Consider the following 19700-nt stretch of genomic DNA (forward strand, 5'->3'; position numbering starts at 1 on the left):
ACTAGTTGGCCTCTGCAGTATCGTCAGTAGCTGACGTGGTTACTTCATCCACCACTTCTTTTGATCGATAAGTTTTGGTTTGTAGCACCAGATTTAACTCCGGTATAGCCTCTAATGTCGGTTGCGGATTGCTAACTTCGAAATCATGCATGGTAATGATGCGTGGTAACGCTGCAAGACCACTAATAAAGCTACCAAACTGATGATATTCACCTAAAGCTGCGATGCGAATCGGCTGCTCAATGAAAAACTCGTTTTCTATTTCAGGCTCTACTGAGATATCTTGAAAGCGAATGTTGCTACCGACACCCGTCATATTGATACCCTCTACCAGCTCCGATACACGAGTATCTTTAGGTAACTGATCAAGTAAGGTATTGAATTCAGTTTCCATCTGGATTACTTGAGCTTTGTAAGCTTCTAGATGGCGTGCTCGTGACTCTTTTTGACGATAACTATCAAGTAACGTTTGTTGCTCGCTTTCGGCAGCAGTGATCTCATCAATCTTGCTACTGATAGGCAGTGCCCAAGCCAGCGCTGCAATAAATGCAACGATAAATGCAAGTACCGTCACTTTAACGGGTGTCGGCCAACTGCCATAGTTTTCTGTATCTAAAGACTCAAAGCTGCGGCGAAACTCGTTGAAATTAAACTGCTTCTTGCTTCTTACTGCAGTCTTTTTAGTCTTGATTAACGTTTTTTTACGGATAAGCTTCACAACCCACCTCCAGACTCTGCGCCCTCATCATTATTGGTGCTTTCTGACTGAACTTGCGTTGTGACAACAAACTGTACATAACTGTCTTCAGGATAGATAGGACGGGACTTCTCGCCAGAGTTGATAGTTTCATTTGATGCAATGGTTGGCTGATAAGCAGTAATATTTTGCTGAATATTGCGTACGGCAGAGTTACCCATCCATTCACTACTATCTAAATTACGAATCAAGCTTGAGACCACATTTGGATTGTCTGCAAGACCCGTTAAGGTCAGAAGCTCCCCTTCTCGTTTTAGATTATTGAGGTAAAGCGCAGAAGGTATGGCTTTAGCAATATCGTCCCATAAACGAACTGGTACTGGACGTCGACCTTGCAAGTCCTGAATCACTTGCATCCGTGAGATAATTTCTTCTCGGCGCTGCTCTAAGCTATCGATTTCGGTTAGCACCTTGTCCAAGCGTACATTCTCTTGCTCGATGAGAGTATTGGCATCACGCTGTTCTTCAAGCTCGTTATTAAAATAACTCCATGCTGCAAATGCAGACAATAACGCCAGCAAAGTCACTGCGACTACTAAGGTAATAAACTCTTTGTTACTACGTTCGCGTTCTTCTTGCCGCCATGGCAATAGGTTGATACGAGCCATTAGTCAAAGCTCCTTAACGCAAGGCCACAGGCAGCTAGCAAGCTTGGGGCATCAGCTTCTAATTGCTCATTGTCTATATAGGGGTCTATAGTCATGTTGATAAAAGGGTTAGCTACCGTCACCGGCACATCAAGCTTTTGCTCTACCATACTTGACAGACCTGGAATAGAGCTACTACCGCCAGCGAGCAGTACATGATCAATACTATTGTATTGGCTAGACGAAAAATAAAACTGCAAAGAGCGTGTGATTTGCTGGATAGTACTTTCGATAAAGGGCGTTAGAATTTCTGGATAATAATCATCAGGTAGGGCGCGCTCACGTTTATTGACCGTCGCTTCTTCAAATGACAAACCGTAGCGATCTTGAATCGCCTCTGTTAGTTGTGACCCGCCAAATAATTGCTCACGGCTATAAACAAACTCACCATTTTTTGCGACGTATAAGGTGGTCTGATTGTGTCCGATATCGACCAGTGCAACCAGCTCTGGCATATTAGGCAAGTTATCTGCCATCAATCCAAAAGCCCGTTCTATCGCGTGCGACTCAATATCCATAATTTTGGTTTTTAGACCACCGAAAGTTAGCGCATCAACACGCTGATCAACATTTTCTGATCTAGAGGCAGCGAGTAGTACTTGAACCAAATTGTCATCAACTAATGAGGGGCCTAGTACTTCAAAGTCTAGATTGACTTCTTCTAGTGGGTAAGGAATATACTGATCAGCGTCCAAACGTATTTGAGCTTCACGTTCGATATCGCTCAGCCCTCTATCCATGTCAATAATCTTGGTAATGACTGCTGAACCTGTGACAGCCGTAGCACCACTGCCACTTGTCGTTTGACAACGTTTTGTCAAACGAGCGATAGCGTCACCAACCGCTTCAGTATCTACAATAAGTTTATCGACGACTGTACCGGGTAGCAGCCCCTCAACTCCATATGACTTAAGGTGAAATATTCCTTGCTGACGTCGTATATCAACTAGCTTTACGGAGGTAGCACAGATATCTATCCCGACTAAATGCCGATTCTTAGAAGAAAGTAGCCTCACAGACGTTTTACCTTATATATAGTTACATTCTGATAGTTATCAGTAATAATTTACTACAATACTTTACTTAACAGACATATTCAAGCATTTAAAGGTTCAGTTTGGATAAATTACACTTTTAGGATGACCTGTCTGTTTTCTTCACTGTATAATGAGATATTTGTTGCAAATTTTATTTGATAAGCCTGATTATGACCAAAAGAAACGCTACTGCTCGCCTCGTTCACTTTTTGGTGGGGATTGTTATTGCCTGTCTGGCACTTGCAATTATCCTTGCATTAACTGTGCCAATTGGCTTCTACGGTATGGCTATGTATTTGTCGCCAACCTTACCCAGTACTCAAGAAATAAAAACAGCCAGCCTTGAGATGCCACTGCAAATATATAGTAGTGATGACAAGCTTATTGGCCAATATGGTAATCGCTTATCGCTCCCAGTTACCTTTGAAGAAATTCCTGAAAATTTGACCAATGCCTTTTTGGCTGCTGAAGACTCATCGTTCTTTCAACATAGTGGTATTAGTATTAAAGGACTTGGTCGCGCTGTTACCGAAGCGGTCACTGACGATGAAGGTCAGACAGGTGGCTCTACTATTACTATGCAGGTCGCCAAAAATTACTTTTTAAGCCCTGAGCGTACTTTAAACAGAAAGTTAACCGAACTGTTTTTAGCGCGTAAAATGGAAGATGAGCTGAGTAAAAATGATATCCTGACGTTATATGTCAACAAAATTTATCTTGGAGAAGGGGCATACGGTATACGTGCAGCAGCCAAAAAATATTATAGTAAGTCTTTAGAGAGTCTGACCGTTGCTGAAATGGCTATGCTGGCAGGCTTACCTAAAGCGCCATCAAAGTATAATCCTGTCGCCAACCCTGATCGTGCACTTACCCGCCGTAACTGGATTATTGGTCGCATGCATGAGCTTGGTTATATCAGTGATGCTGAGCATAGCGAAGCTATAAGTGCCCCTATCGGTCTAAAACTTTATCAAGAAAAGCTTGATGTCAACATGCCTTATCTGGCAGAAATGACACGTTATGCCTTGGTCAATCGCTATGGTGAACAGGTGGTTAACGGAGGCTGGCGCGTTCGCCTTACTGTCGATAGTGAGGTACAACAAGCGGCTGAAGCAGCTATATCGAAAGGGCTAATAGCCTATGATCATCGCCACGGCTGGCGAGGTGCAGAAGCAAATGATGAGCCTTTAGAAGACTTTCGACGTTATGGCGGTATGTATCCAGCTAAAGTCACTAAAGTTAACTCACGTAGCTTTGAAGCCACAATGCCATCTGGTGAAAACGTTACGGTTAACTGGTCAGGTATGAGCTGGGCACGTAAGTATTTTTCAGCGAATCGTATTGGCTACTACCCAAGTAACGCCAAACAAATTGTGAATGAGAATGATATTATTCGCTTGGTACCGACCAATAATGGTGGTTGGAAACTGGCACAGATACCAGATGTACAAGGCAGTCTGGTTTCGCTAAATCCTGATACAGGGGCAGTCAACGCCCTAGTTGGCGGCTTTGACTTTAATCACAGTAAGTTCAATCGTGCACTGCAGGGTTGGCGTCAACCAGGTTCAACGATTAAGCCATTGGTTTATACAGCTGCCCTAGAAAAAGGCTATCGCTCAGATAGTATTGTTTCAGATCGTCCTATCCAAGTAGGTGAATGGAAACCCAAAAACTCCGATCAACGTTTTTTAGGTGACATTACCTTGCGCCGTGGTCTATACCTGTCACGCAACTTAGTTTCTATACGTTTGCTACAAGCCATTGGCATCTCAGATACACGCAATTTACTAGATCAGTTTGGGCTGGATAAAGAAAAGCTACCAACGACCTTATCGTTAGCGCTTGGTACTGGACAGGCAACGCCGTTACAAATGGCCACTGCTTATGCAAGTTTCGCCAATGGCGGTCACCGTGTTCAACCTTATTTTATTGAACAAATCTACAATTATGACAATAAATTGTTGTTTCAAGCAAATCCGCAGCAAGCGTGCGCATTGTGTTTTAATGAACAAGTCGACAGCCTTAACGCCAAACTGGTTGAAGAGTATAATCAGTCGCTTAAAGACAAAGATGACAGTTCTAATGATGAGTTAGTAAATACTGATAATTTAGAAGAAGAAACTGAGCAAGCAGTCGATACGAGTAATTTGAGTGTCTATGATGCCAGTCCACAAGCAGATCGTCTAAAAGCACCTGCAGTACAATACCTACATGCAAGCCAAGCACCGCGTATCTTAAAGCCAAGAGTTGCTTTTGAGATGGCTGATATTTTGCGCGATGTTGTGCAGCGCGGTACAGCGGTACGTGCAAAAGCTTTGGGTCGTAGCGATATTGGTGGTAAAACGGGTACTACTAATGACGCCAAAGATGCTTGGTTTGCAGGATTTCATCCAACCAGTGCCACTGTGGTCTGGATGGGCTTTGATCAACCATCGACATTAGGGCGACGTGAATATGGAGGCGTCGCAGCGCTACCAGTATGGATGGACTTTATGAAGGTACAATTAAAAGATCAACCTTACCAATGGGTTTCGGTTAATAATCGTGCCAAGTCCAAAAAGCAGCAACAGCGTATTCTAGAGATGACTGATGATGGGATTGTCGATCCTGATGATGAAAACCAAAAGATTGACAATGTTGCAAAACCAGTGGCACCTAAACCGCAGCAGCGTAAGGCTCCTGAACCGATTGAAATAGAAGAAAATGGAAATAACGACAGTGTTCCTCAAAATCCATTATCAGTAACGCCAGCAAAACGTATGCCCCCTATGCCAGAATAAGTTGGTTGTCGTTTTGCTGATCATGGAAATACTAAAAAGCTTGTTCAATGAATATTGAGCAAGCTTTTTAACGTTGGATATCTAAATATTAAACCCTTCTACAAAGCTTACCAATAGCCCGCTTTGCAAAAGCTCATCACTTTACTCTGATAATCTATTTAAAACTCTACCATGCCTGCACGCAATTGTTCAATCAGTTCTAAAAACTGTTGTCGCCACTCACGTATAGTCGCTTCATCAGGTAGCCACTGATTCGATAGTGTGACTACATTCACAATAAGGTCACGCGGTTCTTGCTCCAAGTCATTTATATTCATGTCTTTGTCGACGATCTGATCTGGTAATACTGCATATAAACAACGTTGATAAGCGCGTTCTACATTTGCCAAAAACCCTTGCTGCTGCAGTTGCTGTAAGCGCTGTACCTCTGGTGATACTTGAGTACGTTCTTTAAGTGCTAGCTCAATACTTTCTAAAGTTGGCGCTGACATATCCAGACTATAAAATTGTGCAAGCTCTTGCATAAACGCTAAAAAAGTACCGTACAAATGAAAAATAGCGGTTTCACAATGAGCTTGATACAACTGTTTATCACTACTATCGCCCGCTGCCTGACAGGCCAGACGACAAAAATACAGCTTTTGATTGGTTCGATCAGCTTGGTATTTGGCAACACGCCCTTTACCTGCCATATGTTTATCCTTATAAATAATAAAATAGGAGCGACTTATAAAGTTGCTTTTAGCAGTGTACTATCTTATCGGTTGATAAAACTATTAGTTTTTTAGTTTTTACGCCCATAAAAAAGCCAGCAACATGGCTGGCTTTTTTACTCTGATTACAATGATATGTTAAGCATCTACGATTAAGATTGGCTATCTTGATTAAGTTCTTGCGCAAAGGCTTCATCAAAACTGGCAAAGTCTTTACTATCAGTACTAGCAGACATATCAAAAGCGGCATTGATATCGTTGTCTTGTAGCGTTTGCTCCGCTTTTTCTTTGCGAGTTTTATGATACGCAAGACCCGTACCTGCAGGGATCAGACGACCAACAACCACGTTTTCTTTTAGACCACGTAACTCATCTACCTTACCAGTAACAGCGGCAGCAGTTAGTACACGAGTGGTCTCTTGGAACGATGCCGCTGAGATGAAGCTTTCGGTTGCAAGACTCGCTTTAGTGATACCAAGCAGTTGACGCTCATACTGTACTGGGAATTTATCTTCTTCCGTAAGCTTTGCATTCAATGCGATAAGATCTGCATATTCAGCTTGGTCACCTTTAAAGTGGCTTGAATCCCCACCATCAGTGATCTCAACTTTACGTAGCATTTGACGAATAATAACCTCGATGTGCTTATCGTTGATCTTCACACCTTGTAAGCGGTAAACATCTTGTACTTCGTTAACGATATAGTTAGCAAGGGCCGTTTGACCTTTTAAACGTAAGATATCGTGCGGGTTTTGTGGACCATCAGCAATAATCTCACCACGTGCCACTGTCTCATTTTCAAAGACGTTGATCTGACGCCATTTCGGGATTAGTTCTTCATGAACCTCGCCATCTTCATTGGTAATAATAAAGCGATTTTTGCCTTTGGTCTCTTTACCAAAGCTAACCACACCTGTCATCTCTGCCATGATGGCGTGATCTTTTGGACGACGTGCTTCAAATAAGTCAGCCACACGTGGTAGACCACCAGTGATGTCTTTTGTACCTGAAGTTGCTTGTGGTACACGGCCTAAAATAGAACCTGCGGCTACTTTCTCACCATCGCTAACACGAATAATCGTTTCAGCAGGTAAGAAATAAATCACTTCTTTGCCTTCATCAGTATTCAAAATGATGGCAGGACGTAAATCTTTTGCCGTACTTGAACGATCACGAGTGGCTAGAATTTCAAACGAGCTCATACCAGTTGCGTCATCAACTTTTACTGTGGCAGTCATACCATCAGTAATATCGCTGAAGCGTGCTGTACCCGCAAATTCTGTAATGATTGGATGCGTATGCGGATCCCATTTAGCGATCGTCTGACCACCATCAACCTGCTCTTCGTTCTTAACCAACACACTTGAACCGTAAGGTACTTTATAACGCTCACGCTCACGACCTAAATCATCAGTAATGGCGATCTCAGCTGAACGCGATACGATGACTAAGTGACCGTCCGTATGTTCAACCGTTTTCATGTTTTCAAAATGCGCTTGACCTGCGTTACGCACAGAGATGCTGTTATCGACAGATGCTGAGCTTGCTGCCCCGCCGACGTGGAAAGTACGCATAGTTAGCTGAGTACCAGGCTCGCCGATAGACTGCGCTGCCATAACACCCACTGACTCACCGATATTAACTTTATGACCACGAGCCAAATCACGACCATAACATTGCGAGCAAACACCATGAGCGACATTACAAGTAATCACTGAGCGTACCCAAATATCATCGATTGCATTTTCATCGAGAATATTTACCCACTGCTCATCGATCAACGTACCTGCTGGAACCAATACTTTTGTTTCATCATTGTTGTACGTCACATCACGTGCTGTCACACGGCCCAAGACGAGCTCACCAAGTTTTTCGATGATCTCACCACCTTGAATATGCGGCGTCATAAGCAAGCCTTGCTCAGTACCACAGTCATCAGTGGTAATAACCAAGTCTTGTGCAACATCGACCAAACGACGAGTCAGATAACCTGAGTTAGCCGTTTTCAATGCGGTATCTGCTAGACCTTTACGCGCACCGTGAGTAGAGATAAAGTACTGTAGTACCGTTAAGCCTTCACGGAAGTTGGCTTTAATTGGTGTCTCAATAATTGAGCCATCCGGTTTAGCCATCAAGCCACGCATACCAGCAAGCTGACGAATCTGAGCGGCACTACCACGAGCGCCTGAGTCCGACATGATGTAGATTGAGTTAAAGGATTTTTGCTCTTCTTCTTCACCTTGAGCATTGATGACTTTGTCAGTAGCCAAGTTGTCCATCATTGCTTTTGCAACTTTGTCATTGGTACGTGACCAGATATCGACCACTTTATTATAACGCTCACCAGCAGTGACAAAACCTTGCTCAAACTGATCTTCAATCTCGCGTACTTCTGCCTCTGCCGTCTCAATAATCTGCTTTTTGCTGGGTGGAATAACCATGTCATCCAAACCGATTGATACACCAGATAAGGTTGCTTGAGCAAAACCTAAGTACATCAATTGGTCAGCGAACATGACACTGTCTTTTACACCCATATTACGATAGCAAGAGTTAATCAGACGTGAGATATTTTTCTTCGTCATCTCTTGGTTGCATTCATCAAATGACATACCTTTTGGCATGATATTCCAAATCAGCAAACGACCAGCAACCGTTTCTTTTAAACTGGTCTCTTTCGTATGATTGCCTTCTTCATCAATACGTGTTTCAGCGACACGTACTTTTATCTTAGCATTCACATGCAAGTCATTAGAACCGATCGCACGTAAGGCTTCATTGACAGTAGCAAAGACCATGCCTTCGCCTTTAGCATTCACTGATGAACGGCTAATATAATACAAACCAAGTACCACATCTTGCGACGGTACAATAATTGGATCACCATTTGCAGGTGACAAGATATTGTTAGTCGACATCATCAAGGCACGTGATTCAAGCTGTGCTTCTAGCGTCAATGGCACGTGTACTGCCATTTGGTCACCATCAAAGTCAGCGTTAAATGCAGTACAAACGAGCGGATGTAACTGAATCGCTTTACCTTCAATAAGTACTGGCTCGAACGCTTGTAGACCCAAACGGTGAAGCGTTGGCGCACGGTTTAGTAATACTGGATGCTCACGGATGACCATGGCCAGCATATCCCACACTTGCGGCTCTTCACGCTCAACCATCTTTTTGGCCGCTTTAATCGTGGTTGCCATACCATGTGACAATAGTTTGGAATAAGTAAACGGTTTGAATAGCTCAAGTGCCATTTTCTTTGGTAGACCACACTGATGTAGACGTAGCGTTGGACCTACCACGATGACCGAACGACCTGAGTAATCGACACGTTTACCAAGCAAGTTTTGACGGAAACGGCCCTGCTTACCTTTGATCATATCAGCCAAAGATTTCAATGGACGCTTATTACTTCCAGTAATCGCACGACCGCGACGACCGTTATCAAGTAGCGCATCAACTGATTCTTGTAGCATACGTTTTTCGTTACGTACGATAATATCAGGCGCACTTAGCTCTAATAGACGCTTTAGACGGTTGTTACGGTTGATAACGCGGCGATACAAATCGTTTAAATCTGAGGTCGCAAAACGCCCACCTTCTAGTGGTACTAACGGACGTAGATCCGGTGGTAGTACTGGCAAGATAGTCATTACCATCCACTCAGGCTTGTTATTAGAATCACGGAATGCCTCTAATAATTTGAGACGCTTAGACATCTTTTTAAGCTTAGTCTCAGAACCTGTCTGCGGAATAGCTTCACGCAGCTCATCAATCTCTAAATCTAGATCGATGTCTTTTAATAGATCTTGTACGGCTTCAGCACCCATCTTGGCGACAAACTCATCACCAAACTCTTCAAGCGCTTTATAGTAGTCTTCATCATCAAGCAGTTGGTACTTTTCAAGACTGGTCAATCCTGGCTCGGTAACGATATAGCTTTCAAAATACAATACACGTTCAATATCGCGCAAAGTCATGTCTAATAATAGACCAATACGGCTTGGTAATGATTTTAAAAACCAAATATGCGCAACTGGGCTAGCAAGGTCAATATGACCCATGCGATCACGACGAACTTTAGCGGTAGTGACTTCAACGCCGCACTTCTCACAGATTACGCCTTGGAACTTACGACGTTTGTATTTACCACATAAGCATTCAAAATCTTTAACTGGGCCAAAGATTTTGGCACAGAACAGACCGTCACGCTCAGGCTTGAAAGTACGATAGTTAATCGTTTCAGGCTTTTTAACTTCACCATGCGACCATGATTTAATAACATCAGGTGACGCTAAGGTAATTTGAATACTATCAAACTCACGATTACCGCTAGCGGTAGGGCTTTGCATAATATCGAGTAAATCTTTCAAGTTGCTTCTCCGTTATCTTTATAATCATCTGGCCGCGTTATACAACGTAAAGCGGATAAGATGAATGAAGGCAATGAATAGGGTTGAGATAAATAACTAAAAGCAGCAGCAATGTGGTGTGCTGCCTTTAGTGTGACACCTAAGTTTAGAATCAATGAATCTTGTAAACTTAGTGGGTCTCTTTTAACTCAATATTAAGACCTAGTGATTTGATTTCTTTGGTCAGTACGTTAAACGATTCAGGCATACCTGGATCCATATACTGCTCTCCATCAACGATGTTTTTATACATACGCGTACGGCCTTCAACATCATCCGATTTCACTGTTAGCATCTCTTGCAACGTATAGGTCGCACCATAAGCTTCTAATGCCCATACTTCCATCTCACCGAAGCGCTGACCACCAAACTGAGCTTTACCACCTAGCGGCTGCTGCGTGACTAATGAGTAAGAACCCGTTGAACGCGCATGCATCTTGTCATCAACCAAGTGGTTAAGTTTAAGCATATACATATAACCGACTGTCACTTTACGATCAAACTTCTGACCTGTACGACCATCATATAATGTTTGCTGACCATCTCTTGATAAACCAGCAAGCTCAAGTAAGTCTTTGACTTGATGCTCGTGAGCGCCGTCAAATACTGCTGTACCCATCGGTACACCTTCACGTAAATTACCTGCTAGCGTCATGATATCTTCATCAGATAAGCTATCAAGATCAACGCCTTCGCCGCCAACTTTGTTATAGATTTGGTCTAAGAAATCACGTAGATCAGCCATCGCTGCTTGTGCTTTAAGCATACCGTCGATCTTATCGCCCAAGCCCTTTGCTGCCATACCTAAGTGTGTCTCTAATACCTGACCGATGTTCATACGCGATGGTACACCTAGCGGGTTCAATACGATGTCAACAGTATTACCATGCTCGTCATAAGGCATATCTTCGACTGGCATAATACGTGATACCACACCTTTATTACCATGACGGCCAGCCATCTTATCACCAGGCTGAATACGACGTTTAACCGCTAAATAGACTTTAACAATTTTTTGTACGCCATGTTGTAGATCGTCACCTGCAGTTAATTTGCGTTTTTTCTCAGCAAACTTCACATCGATATCTTTTTGCTTGTCAATCAAGTAATCAGCGATTTGCGTTAGGCGCTCAGAGATTTCCTCTTCAACTGGTTGAATATCAAGCAAGGTCTCAAGGCTCATATCTTTCATATCAGCTAATGCCATAACCGTACCCGCTTTTAAACCAGCACCGCCGCTGACTTTTTGGCCATCTAACAAATTACCAATACGTCCACGAGCGGCTTCTTCAAAGATACGTAGCTCTTCTTTTAAATCTTTACGATAGCTGTCGAGCTGCGATTTTTCAATCGCTCTTGCACGTGCGTCTTTTTCGACGCCGTCACGAGTAAAGACCTGTACATCAATAACCGTACCTTTACTTGAAGTCGGTACGCGCAGTGAGGTGTCTTTCACGTCAGCTGCTTTCTCACCAAAGATAGCCCGTAGTAGTTTCTCTTCTGGCGTCAATTGAGTTTCACCTTTTGGCGTGACTTTACCAACTAGGATATCACCAGCATCAACTTCAGCACCGATATAGACGATACCTGCCTCATCAAGACTTGATAAAGCGGCTTCACCAACGTTTGGTATATCAGCAGTAATCTCTTCGGTGCCAAGCTTGGTATCACGCGCCACACAAGTCAATTCTTGAATGTGAATCGTAGTGAAACGATCTTCTTTAACGACTTTTTCAGATAGCAAGATTGAATCTTCAAAGTTGTAACCATTCCACGGCATAAATGCGATGCGGATGTTCTGACCTAGCGCTAGCTCACCAAGATCCGTTGATGGACCATCAGCCAAGATATCACCCAAAGCAATTTCATCACCTTGGTTTACAATGATACGTTGGTTAATACAAGTGTTTTGGTTAGAGCGCGTGTATTTGATCAAGTTATAGATATCGATACCCGCTTCACCAGCAGTCATCTCGTCTTCATTTACACGAACAACGATACGTGAGGCATCAACATCTTCAATCACACCGCCACGTTTAGCGATCACACAAACACCTGAGTCACGCGCAACGTGACGCTCCATACCAGTACCTACCAACGGCTTATCAGCACGTAATGTAGGAACTGCCTGACGCTGCATGTTAGAACCCATTAAGGCACGGTTTGCATCATCATGTTCTAGGAATGGAATTAGGCCTGCTGCTACTGATACAACCTGACTGGGTGACACATCCATATGCGTCACTTTCTCTGGCGGCATACGTACAAACTCGCCATAGCTACGCACACTAACCATCTCATCAGACAACGCACCATCTTCAGTCATTGGTGAGTCAGCTTGTGCAATCACAGTACCGACCTCTTCGATGGCTGATAGATACTCGATCATATCAGTCACTTTACCATCAACCACACGGCGATAAGGGGTCTCTAAGAAACCAAAGCTATTGGTTTTAGCAAACGTCGCTAATGAGTTGATAAGGCCAATGTTTGGACCTTCAGGTGTCTCAATCGGACAAACACGACCATAATGCGTATCATGTACGTCACGTACTTCAAAACCTGCACGCTCACGGGTTAGACCACCTGGTCCTAACGCTGATACACGGCGTTTATGGGTCACTTCAGACAATGGATTGTTTTGATCCATGAACTGTGATAACTGGCTTGAACCAAAGAACTCTTTTACCGCAGCCGCTACTGGCTTAGAGTTGATCAAATCTTGCGGTGATAAATTGTCAGATTCTGCTGATGATAGACGCTCTTTAACTGCACGCTCAACACGTACTAGGCCAACACGGAATTGATTTTCTGCCATCTCGCCTACTGAACGAATACGGCGGTTACCTAGATGGTCAATATCATCAACTTCACCGCGACCGTTACGAATTTCAATCAGCTCTTTTAATACATTAACAATATCATCATTGGTCAAAACGCTACGAGCACGTTGAGTGTCAGCATCATCAGTATCTTCAAACTCTAAACCTAGGCGACGGTTGAATTTCATACGACCGACGTTTGACAAATCATAACGATCAGCATTGAAGAACATGCTCTCAAACAGCTTTTCAGCAGTCTCAACTGTTGGCGGCTCACCTGGACGCATGACTTTATAGATCTCGATTAGTGCTTCTTCACGAGTCGAGGTGCTATCGGCACGTAGCGTATCAGCGATGTAACTGCCTTGATCAATATCATTGGTAAATAGGATACTGAACTCTTTAATAGAATCACTCGCTTCATATGAGCTAAGTTTAACCAGCAATTCATGATCAATAAGTGTATTAGCGCGAGCGATAACTTCATCGTTAACGATGATGTCTTCTGCTAGAATACGCTCATATAGGTATTCATCAGGCACCGCAATCTTGGTCATACCGGCTTCTTCAAGCTGACGGATACGGCGGGCATTAATACGTTTGCCCTGCTCAACAATGACGTCACCATCAGGCGAGACAATATCAAACTGTGCCATTTCACCGCGTAAACGATCAGCAACCAAATCAATCTCAAATTGCTCATCGCCTTTATAAACCGCGACTTTATCAAAGAATAAATCTAAAATCTCAGAAGTACTCAAACCCAAAGCACGCAGGATAATAGAAGCAAGTAGTTTACGACGGCGATCAATACGAGCAAAGACTAAGTCTTTGGCATCAAATTCAAAGTCAAGCCATGAACCACGGTAAGGAATGATACGCGCGTTATAAAGCACTTTACCACTTGAATGCGACTTACCTTTATCATGGTCAAAGAACACACCAGGTGAACGATGTAATTGAGAGACGATAACTCGTTCAGTACCGTTGATGATGAAAGTACCATTGTCTGTCATTAAAGGCATTTCACCCATATAGACACTTTGCTCACGAATATCTTTGATAGCCGCTTTGCTGTCTTTATCTTTGCTGTCTTTGTCTTTGATGATCAAACGGATTTTGACACGCATCGGAGCAGCAAACGTTGAACCACGTAAGATACACTCACGTTCATCAAATTCAGGCGTGCCTAAATAGTACTCAACAAATTGTAGCTCTGCGTTGCCAGAGTGACTCTCAATTGGGAAAATAGAGGAATACGCAGCTTGCAAACCAGTATTCTCACGAGCTTTTGGCTTTTTATGCTCTTGCAAAAATTGCTCGTAAGAATCTACTTGGATAGACAATAAGTATGGAATGTCCATCACAGTGGGCAATTCAGCAAAACTTTTGCGAATACGCTTTTTTTCAGTATAAGAATATGCCATCGAGAGTCCTTACAGTAGACGTGAAAACAAATGAAAAGCGTGGCCAACTTGCATAAATATTATGCAGATTTAGCGACGTAAACGATAATAAAATAAAAATTCTTACTAAAACTGTTCTATATAGATTGACGCTTCTAACAGAATAGTCATTTAACTGAGCTAAAATACAATTATCATGACGCAAAATAATGTAGTAAATTCAACACATTAACACGAATATATGAGCGCTTTTACTTAAGATTTCAATAGCAAACCTTGCAGATACTCCAGCATTTATCTTTGAATTATATTAAACATATACAATATGAAATGTATCGTCGTTAATACTTGCCGTCTACAAACCACTTGCCGGTAGTAAACCATGCTAGACTATTTAGAATTAAAATTAGGATTAATATAAATACTAGTAATAAAAGGAAAGTATGCAAGCACAAAAAAATGCCAAACGTCTAACGACATTTAGCTTACGTTAACTAACTTCAAAAACTGGCGTGTTTGCGTACATGTATATCGTGTGTCCTTTTGATAGGTATCCACCGCATTAATGCGTACGTATATTGGCAGACACAAAAGGTCAAGCTACGAATTATAATAAAAAAAAGCCGATGATGCAAGGCATCATCAGCTTTTTTTCGTAACGCGTTAAACTTATTTTAGTTCAACAGTAGCGCCAGCTTCTTCAAGTTTCTTTTTCAACTCTTCAGCTTCAGCTTTAGATGCGCCTTCTTTGATAGGAGCTGGAGCGCTCTCAACCAAATCTTTCGCTTCTTTTAGGCCAAGACCAGTCGCTTCGCGAACGGCTTTAATTACGCCAACTTTCTTCTCGCCAAAGCTAGCAAGAACAACGTCAAATTCGTCTTTTTCTTCAGCAGCAGCGCCACCTTCAGCAGCAGCAGCAGGTGCAGCAGCAGCTACAGCAGCTGTTACGCCGAACTTTTCTTCCATGTCGCTGATTAATTCAACGATATCCATTACTGACATTTCAGCGATTGCGTTTAACACATCTTCTTTAGATAGTGCCATGTGAACTCTCCGTTATCTGATAAAAATTAATTGATTTTAATATCGCTTTAATTGCTTGCCAAAATCTGAAATAGAATTGGCAATAAATTACAATTAGCGATGTCAAAGTTACGTTAAAACAAGCAATTAAGCAGCTTCTTTTGCGTCTTTGATTGCCGCTACAGTGCGAACGAACTTGCCAGGAACAGCGTTCATAGTCTGGACAAGCTTGGTCACTGGTGCATTCATAGTAGCCATCAAGATAGAGATTGCTTCGTCGCGAGTTGGTAGCTTCGATACGCGCTCTAGCTCTTCTGGACCATAAACCACACCACCGACTGATACTAATTTGGTCTCTAGAGCTTTGTTCTCTTTACTAAAGTCGAAAACGACTCTAGCTGCAGATCCCAAGTCTTCCATAGAGAAAGCCAAAAGTAGTGGACCAGTCATACGGTCTGACATGCTCTCAAACTTAGTGCCTTCAAAAGCGCGTTTTGCTAGTGTATTCTTTACCACTTTCAAAACAACGCCTTTTTCACGAGCTTGTTCGCGCAGCTGTGTAAGCTTTGCAACACCAATACCGTGATATTCGGCAGCTACTGCTGAGTAAGCATTAGCAGCAACTTCAGACACTTCAGCCACAACTTGTTGTTTTTGTTCTAGCGTTAATGCCATAAGTTGACTCCTTTAATCTTATCAACCAGCTAGTGAGTTAAACATTTAAAAATCTGTGCTTTTAAACATCTAAACAACTTACTTAGATTGACTTGATACGACACGTTATTCATAAATTCTAAAAATAGAGTTTACTCATAACGACTGATTACGGCACCGTTATCAGACTGACATCGAGTGATAGCCTAGTATAAATACTGATCTATCGGCTCTTATCAACAACTGGGTGGGTCACCGTCTGCGTAGGACAACTAAGATTTTCATCTGTCGTCGATTAACAAAAGCAGCTCATTAGTATTAATAATCAGTTACACATCAGTATTAAATACTTTTAAACTGCTCTCTACCTACGGTCTTAGACAGCGTAGCAGTTGCTACGCTGACCTAATTCTTTAAAATGATTGGTACTAGTTATTCAAACTTATCAAATAAATAGTATCTATTTAGCAACACGGTAAGGAACAGGATCGATTGTAAGACCTGGACCCATAGTGCTAGATAAGGTAATTTTCTTAATAAAAGTACCTTTAGATGTAGCAGGTTTTGCACGTTTTAGATCAGATAGCAAAGCTTGAGCATTTTGAATAACTTGCTCAGCAGTAAAACCAACTTGACCGATAGTGGTATGAATAATACCTGCTTTATCAACACGATACTGTGCTTGACCTGCTTTTGCATTCGTCACTGCTTCAGCAACGTTTGGCGTTACTGTACCGACTTTTGGGTTAGGCATTAGACCACGAGGACCTAAAATAGTACCTAATTGACCAACAACACGCATTGCATCAGGAGCAGCAATAACAACGTCAAAGTCCATGTTACCAGCTTTGATCTGTTCTGCTAAATCTTCAAAACCAACGATATCAGCACCGGCTTCTTTAGCAGCGTCAGCAGCAGCACCTTGAGCGAATACTGCAACGCGTTTGGTTTTACCCGTACCAGCAGGTAAGTTAGTCGCACCACGAACTACTTGATCAGATTTACGTGGATCAACACCCAAGTTTACAGCGATGTCGATAGACTCTTTGAATTTTAACGCTGGTAAATCGTTTAGGATTTGAACCGCTTCTTCAATAGTGTACTGCTTTTCGTTATCGATACGGCTGTTAATTTCTTTTTGGCGTTTGGTTAACTTAGACATTATACACCCTCCACGGTAATACCCATTGAACGAGCGGTACCAGCAACGGTACGAATAGCAGCATCAAGATCAGCAGCAGTCAAATCTGCATTTTTAGTCTTAACGATTTCTTCTAGTTGCGCACGGTCAACTTTACCGACTTTAGCAGTATTAGGCGTGCCTGAGCCTTTAGCGATCCCAGCAGCTTTACGCAATAAGAACGCAGCTGGTGGTGACTTCATAATGAAGGTAAAAGACTTGTCGTTGTAGACTGTAATCTCAGTTGGAATCGGTAGACCCGGCTCTTGGTTAGAAGTCGCAGCGTTGAACTCTTTACAGAACGCCATGATATTCACACCTTTTTGACCCAATGCTGGACCGATCGGTGGTGAAGGATTTGCTTTACCTGCAGGCACTTGCAGTTTGATGTAACCATCAATCTTCTTAGCCATGTTACTCTCCTATATGGGTAATAGCGCCAAATCAATATCATACGATAACGTTATTGATTAACAGCTCCCCTGTTGATGAATTTTTTGCGGGTTTAGTCTAGCTTTTCAACTTTACTAAACTCAAGCTCAACCTGAGTCGGTCGATTAAATACATTTACCGTTAATTGCAATTTAGATTTTTCGTAATCTACTTTTTCTACCAACCCTTTAAAGTCAGTAAATGGGCCATCAATGACCAATAATTCTTCGCCTGGCTCAAATAATGTTTTTGGACGCGGATTGGTTTCATTTTGGTTCAAACGGTTTAGAATACGATCTGCTTCTACTTGCGTAATTGGCGCAGGTGTTTCGGGAGTACCACCGACAAAGCCCATAATACGTGGGCAGTCTTTGACAATGTGCCAAGTGTTGTCGTTCATTTCCATTTGAATCAATACATATCCTGGAAAAAATTTACGCTCGCTTTTGCGTTTTTTACCGTCTTTCATCTCCACTACTTCTTCGGTAGGAACCAATACATCACCGAAATTTTCTGCGAAGTCGCTACGATTAATACGCTCGATTAATGAGCGTTGTACTTGTTTTTCATATCCTGAAAACGCTTGGACAATATACCAACGCATATCACGCTCCTAATCGCTATAAGTAAAAGTTTGGGTCAAAAGAGACTAATACGCTCTTATTAACCAATAAATATACCAACAAACCAATTAAAAAAGTTATCCAACAACCAAATAAAAAAACCTACAATCGCAATCACAACAATCACTTGCCATGTGTATTGAAAGGTTTCATCTTTACCAGGCCAGGTGACACGACGTAACTCAACTGCCGCATCCTTTAATAATATTTTAAATGCACGTCCCTGATGAGTTAATATCAAACATACTAACGCAAATACGACAAGCACGGCAATAATCCCGATACGGACCCAAACGTCATTAGCAGGCTGCCAATAACCGGGTAAGTATTGGTTGACTAAAGTCGCACCAATTAATGCTACTGCGGCAAGAAGCCACAAAATCAAATCTTTGATAGAGCCTGTCTTAGCAACTTCAACAGCTGTTGTTTTATTACTTGCTGAGACATGCTTACCTTTAGTCAGCATTCCGCTAGCCGTCGCCTTGGCATCAGATAACGTGGTCTCGAGGTTATCTTGATTGTTGCTCATAAAGAACTCGCTTCGGAGATGGTGAGGTATAACAAAGATATGATAAGAAGATGGCAGGCGATGTAGGACTCGAACCTACAACCCTCGGTTTTGGAGACCGATGCTCTACCAATTGAGCCAATCGCCTATGGGTGTTAAGGCTGATAATTATACCTATCTTTAATTAGAATGCAAGTTTTAAGTCCATATTTTATAACTTTAATTCAATAAATAGGCGATTTTTGGCAAACTAAGTGCATTCAAGGCTTAATAGAATAAATATATGACATTATAACGTATGATTACTTCTAAATTGATAACTCAATTGAAAGCCAATATTTATTTATTTAAACATTTTTTATCATTTAATGATCGTTTGATTTGCTGTGATAGTGAGTTTTTACTATCAAAATAGACAAGTCATAAAAACATATAAATTAGTCATAAAAAAGCCACCCTATAAAGGATGGCTTTTCACTAATCGATACTCGGTGTCAGCTTGCGCTGAGATCAGTAGCGCTTAGTTTTTAACGTTAGCTACCACACCAGCACCTACAGTACGGCCACCTTCACGAATTGCAAAGCGAAGACCTTTGTCCATAGCAATTGGGTGGATAAGCTCTACGCTCATCTCAACGTTGTCACCAGGCATAACCATTTCAGTACCGTCTTGTAACTGGATTGCGCCAGTGACGTCAGTGGT

The 19700-nt window shown here is 42.2% G+C and carries 13 protein-coding genes, 1 tRNA gene and 1 pseudogene; 1 reads left to right on the forward strand and 14 read right to left on the reverse strand.

From position 1 onward, the window contains the following. Position 1 precedes the first annotated feature (1 nt). The 3 genes from Q0890_RS04180 to Q0890_RS04190 are packed head-to-tail and all read right to left on the reverse strand — an operon-like array spanning position 2 to position 2420. A complete protein-coding gene (locus Q0890_RS04180; RefSeq protein ID WP_299217917.1) occupies positions 2-718 on the reverse strand; it encodes a type 4a pilus biogenesis protein PilO in 717 nt (238 codons plus the stop codon). Next, positions 715-1365 carry a PilN domain-containing protein gene (locus tag Q0890_RS04185; protein ID WP_299217919.1) on the reverse strand — a complete coding sequence of 217 codons (651 nt, stop codon included), beginning with the start codon at positions 1363-1365 and terminating at the stop codon, positions 715-717. The genes Q0890_RS04180 and Q0890_RS04185 overlap by 4 nt, the downstream gene beginning before the upstream one ends. After that, positions 1365-2420 (reverse strand): pilus assembly protein PilM, encoded by a 1056-nt coding sequence (locus Q0890_RS04190; protein ID WP_299217921.1) that lies wholly within the window; start codon positions 2418-2420, stop codon positions 1365-1367. The genes Q0890_RS04185 and Q0890_RS04190 overlap by 1 nt, the downstream gene beginning before the upstream one ends. Before the next feature lie 191 nt (positions 2421-2611). Here Q0890_RS04190 and Q0890_RS04195 point away from each other — a divergent pair, with 191 nt between their 5' ends. Then, a complete protein-coding gene (locus tag Q0890_RS04195; protein ID WP_299217923.1) occupies positions 2612-5221 on the forward strand; it encodes a penicillin-binding protein 1A in 2610 nt (869 codons plus the stop codon). Between the two features lie 158 nt (positions 5222-5379). On the opposite strand, the gene Q0890_RS04200 is transcribed toward Q0890_RS04195, so the two are convergent. The 11 genes and pseudogenes from Q0890_RS04200 to tuf all read right to left on the reverse strand — a co-directional run. Then, the gene (locus Q0890_RS04200) at positions 5380-5913 is read right to left on the reverse strand and encodes a DUF6586 family protein (RefSeq protein WP_299217925.1); all 534 of its coding nucleotides are present in this window, start codon (positions 5911-5913) and stop codon (positions 5380-5382) included. A gap of 173 nt (positions 5914-6086) precedes the next feature. After that, positions 6087-10310 (reverse strand): DNA-directed RNA polymerase subunit beta', encoded by a 4224-nt coding sequence (rpoC, locus tag Q0890_RS04205; RefSeq protein ID WP_299217927.1) that lies wholly within the window; start codon positions 10308-10310, stop codon positions 6087-6089. Positions 10311-10479: 169 nt separating this feature from the next. Next, positions 10480-14598 (reverse strand): DNA-directed RNA polymerase subunit beta, encoded by a 4119-nt coding sequence (gene rpoB / locus Q0890_RS04210; protein WP_299217928.1) that lies wholly within the window; start codon positions 14596-14598, stop codon positions 10480-10482. A gap of 648 nt (positions 14599-15246) precedes the next feature. Then, a complete protein-coding gene (gene rplL, locus Q0890_RS04215; RefSeq protein WP_299217930.1) occupies positions 15247-15621 on the reverse strand; it encodes a 50S ribosomal protein L7/L12 in 375 nt (124 codons plus the stop codon). A gap of 126 nt (positions 15622-15747) precedes the next feature. Beyond that, on the reverse strand, positions 15748-16275 hold the full coding sequence (gene rplJ / locus Q0890_RS04220; RefSeq protein WP_299217932.1) for a 50S ribosomal protein L10: 528 nt from the start codon (positions 16273-16275) through the stop codon (positions 15748-15750). A gap of 439 nt (positions 16276-16714) precedes the next feature. Continuing rightward, the gene (rplA, locus tag Q0890_RS04225) at positions 16715-17416 is read right to left on the reverse strand and encodes a 50S ribosomal protein L1 (protein WP_299217934.1); all 702 of its coding nucleotides are present in this window, start codon (positions 17414-17416) and stop codon (positions 16715-16717) included. Continuing rightward, the gene (gene rplK, locus Q0890_RS04230; protein ID WP_299217936.1) at positions 17416-17847 is read right to left on the reverse strand and encodes a 50S ribosomal protein L11; all 432 of its coding nucleotides are present in this window, start codon (positions 17845-17847) and stop codon (positions 17416-17418) included. Before rplK ends, rplA begins: the two co-directional genes overlap by 1 nt. A gap of 92 nt (positions 17848-17939) precedes the next feature. Then, complete coding sequence (gene nusG / locus Q0890_RS04235) at positions 17940-18470, reverse strand: transcription termination/antitermination protein NusG (RefSeq protein WP_299217938.1); 531 nt, start codon at positions 18468-18470, stop codon at positions 17940-17942. Positions 18471-18529: 59 nt separating this feature from the next. After that, a complete protein-coding gene (gene secE / locus Q0890_RS04240) occupies positions 18530-19018 on the reverse strand; it encodes a preprotein translocase subunit SecE (protein ID WP_299217940.1) in 489 nt (162 codons plus the stop codon). Between the two features lie 51 nt (positions 19019-19069). Then, positions 19070-19145 (reverse strand) — tRNA-Trp (locus Q0890_RS04245). Positions 19146-19517: 372 nt separating this feature from the next. Next, positions 19518-19700, reverse strand: a pseudogene (gene tuf, locus Q0890_RS04250) (elongation factor Tu); the annotation flags it as partial.

Source organism: uncultured Psychrobacter sp. (assembly GCF_947488565.1).
Classification (GTDB): domain Bacteria; phylum Pseudomonadota; class Gammaproteobacteria; order Pseudomonadales; family Moraxellaceae; genus Psychrobacter; species Psychrobacter saeujeotis.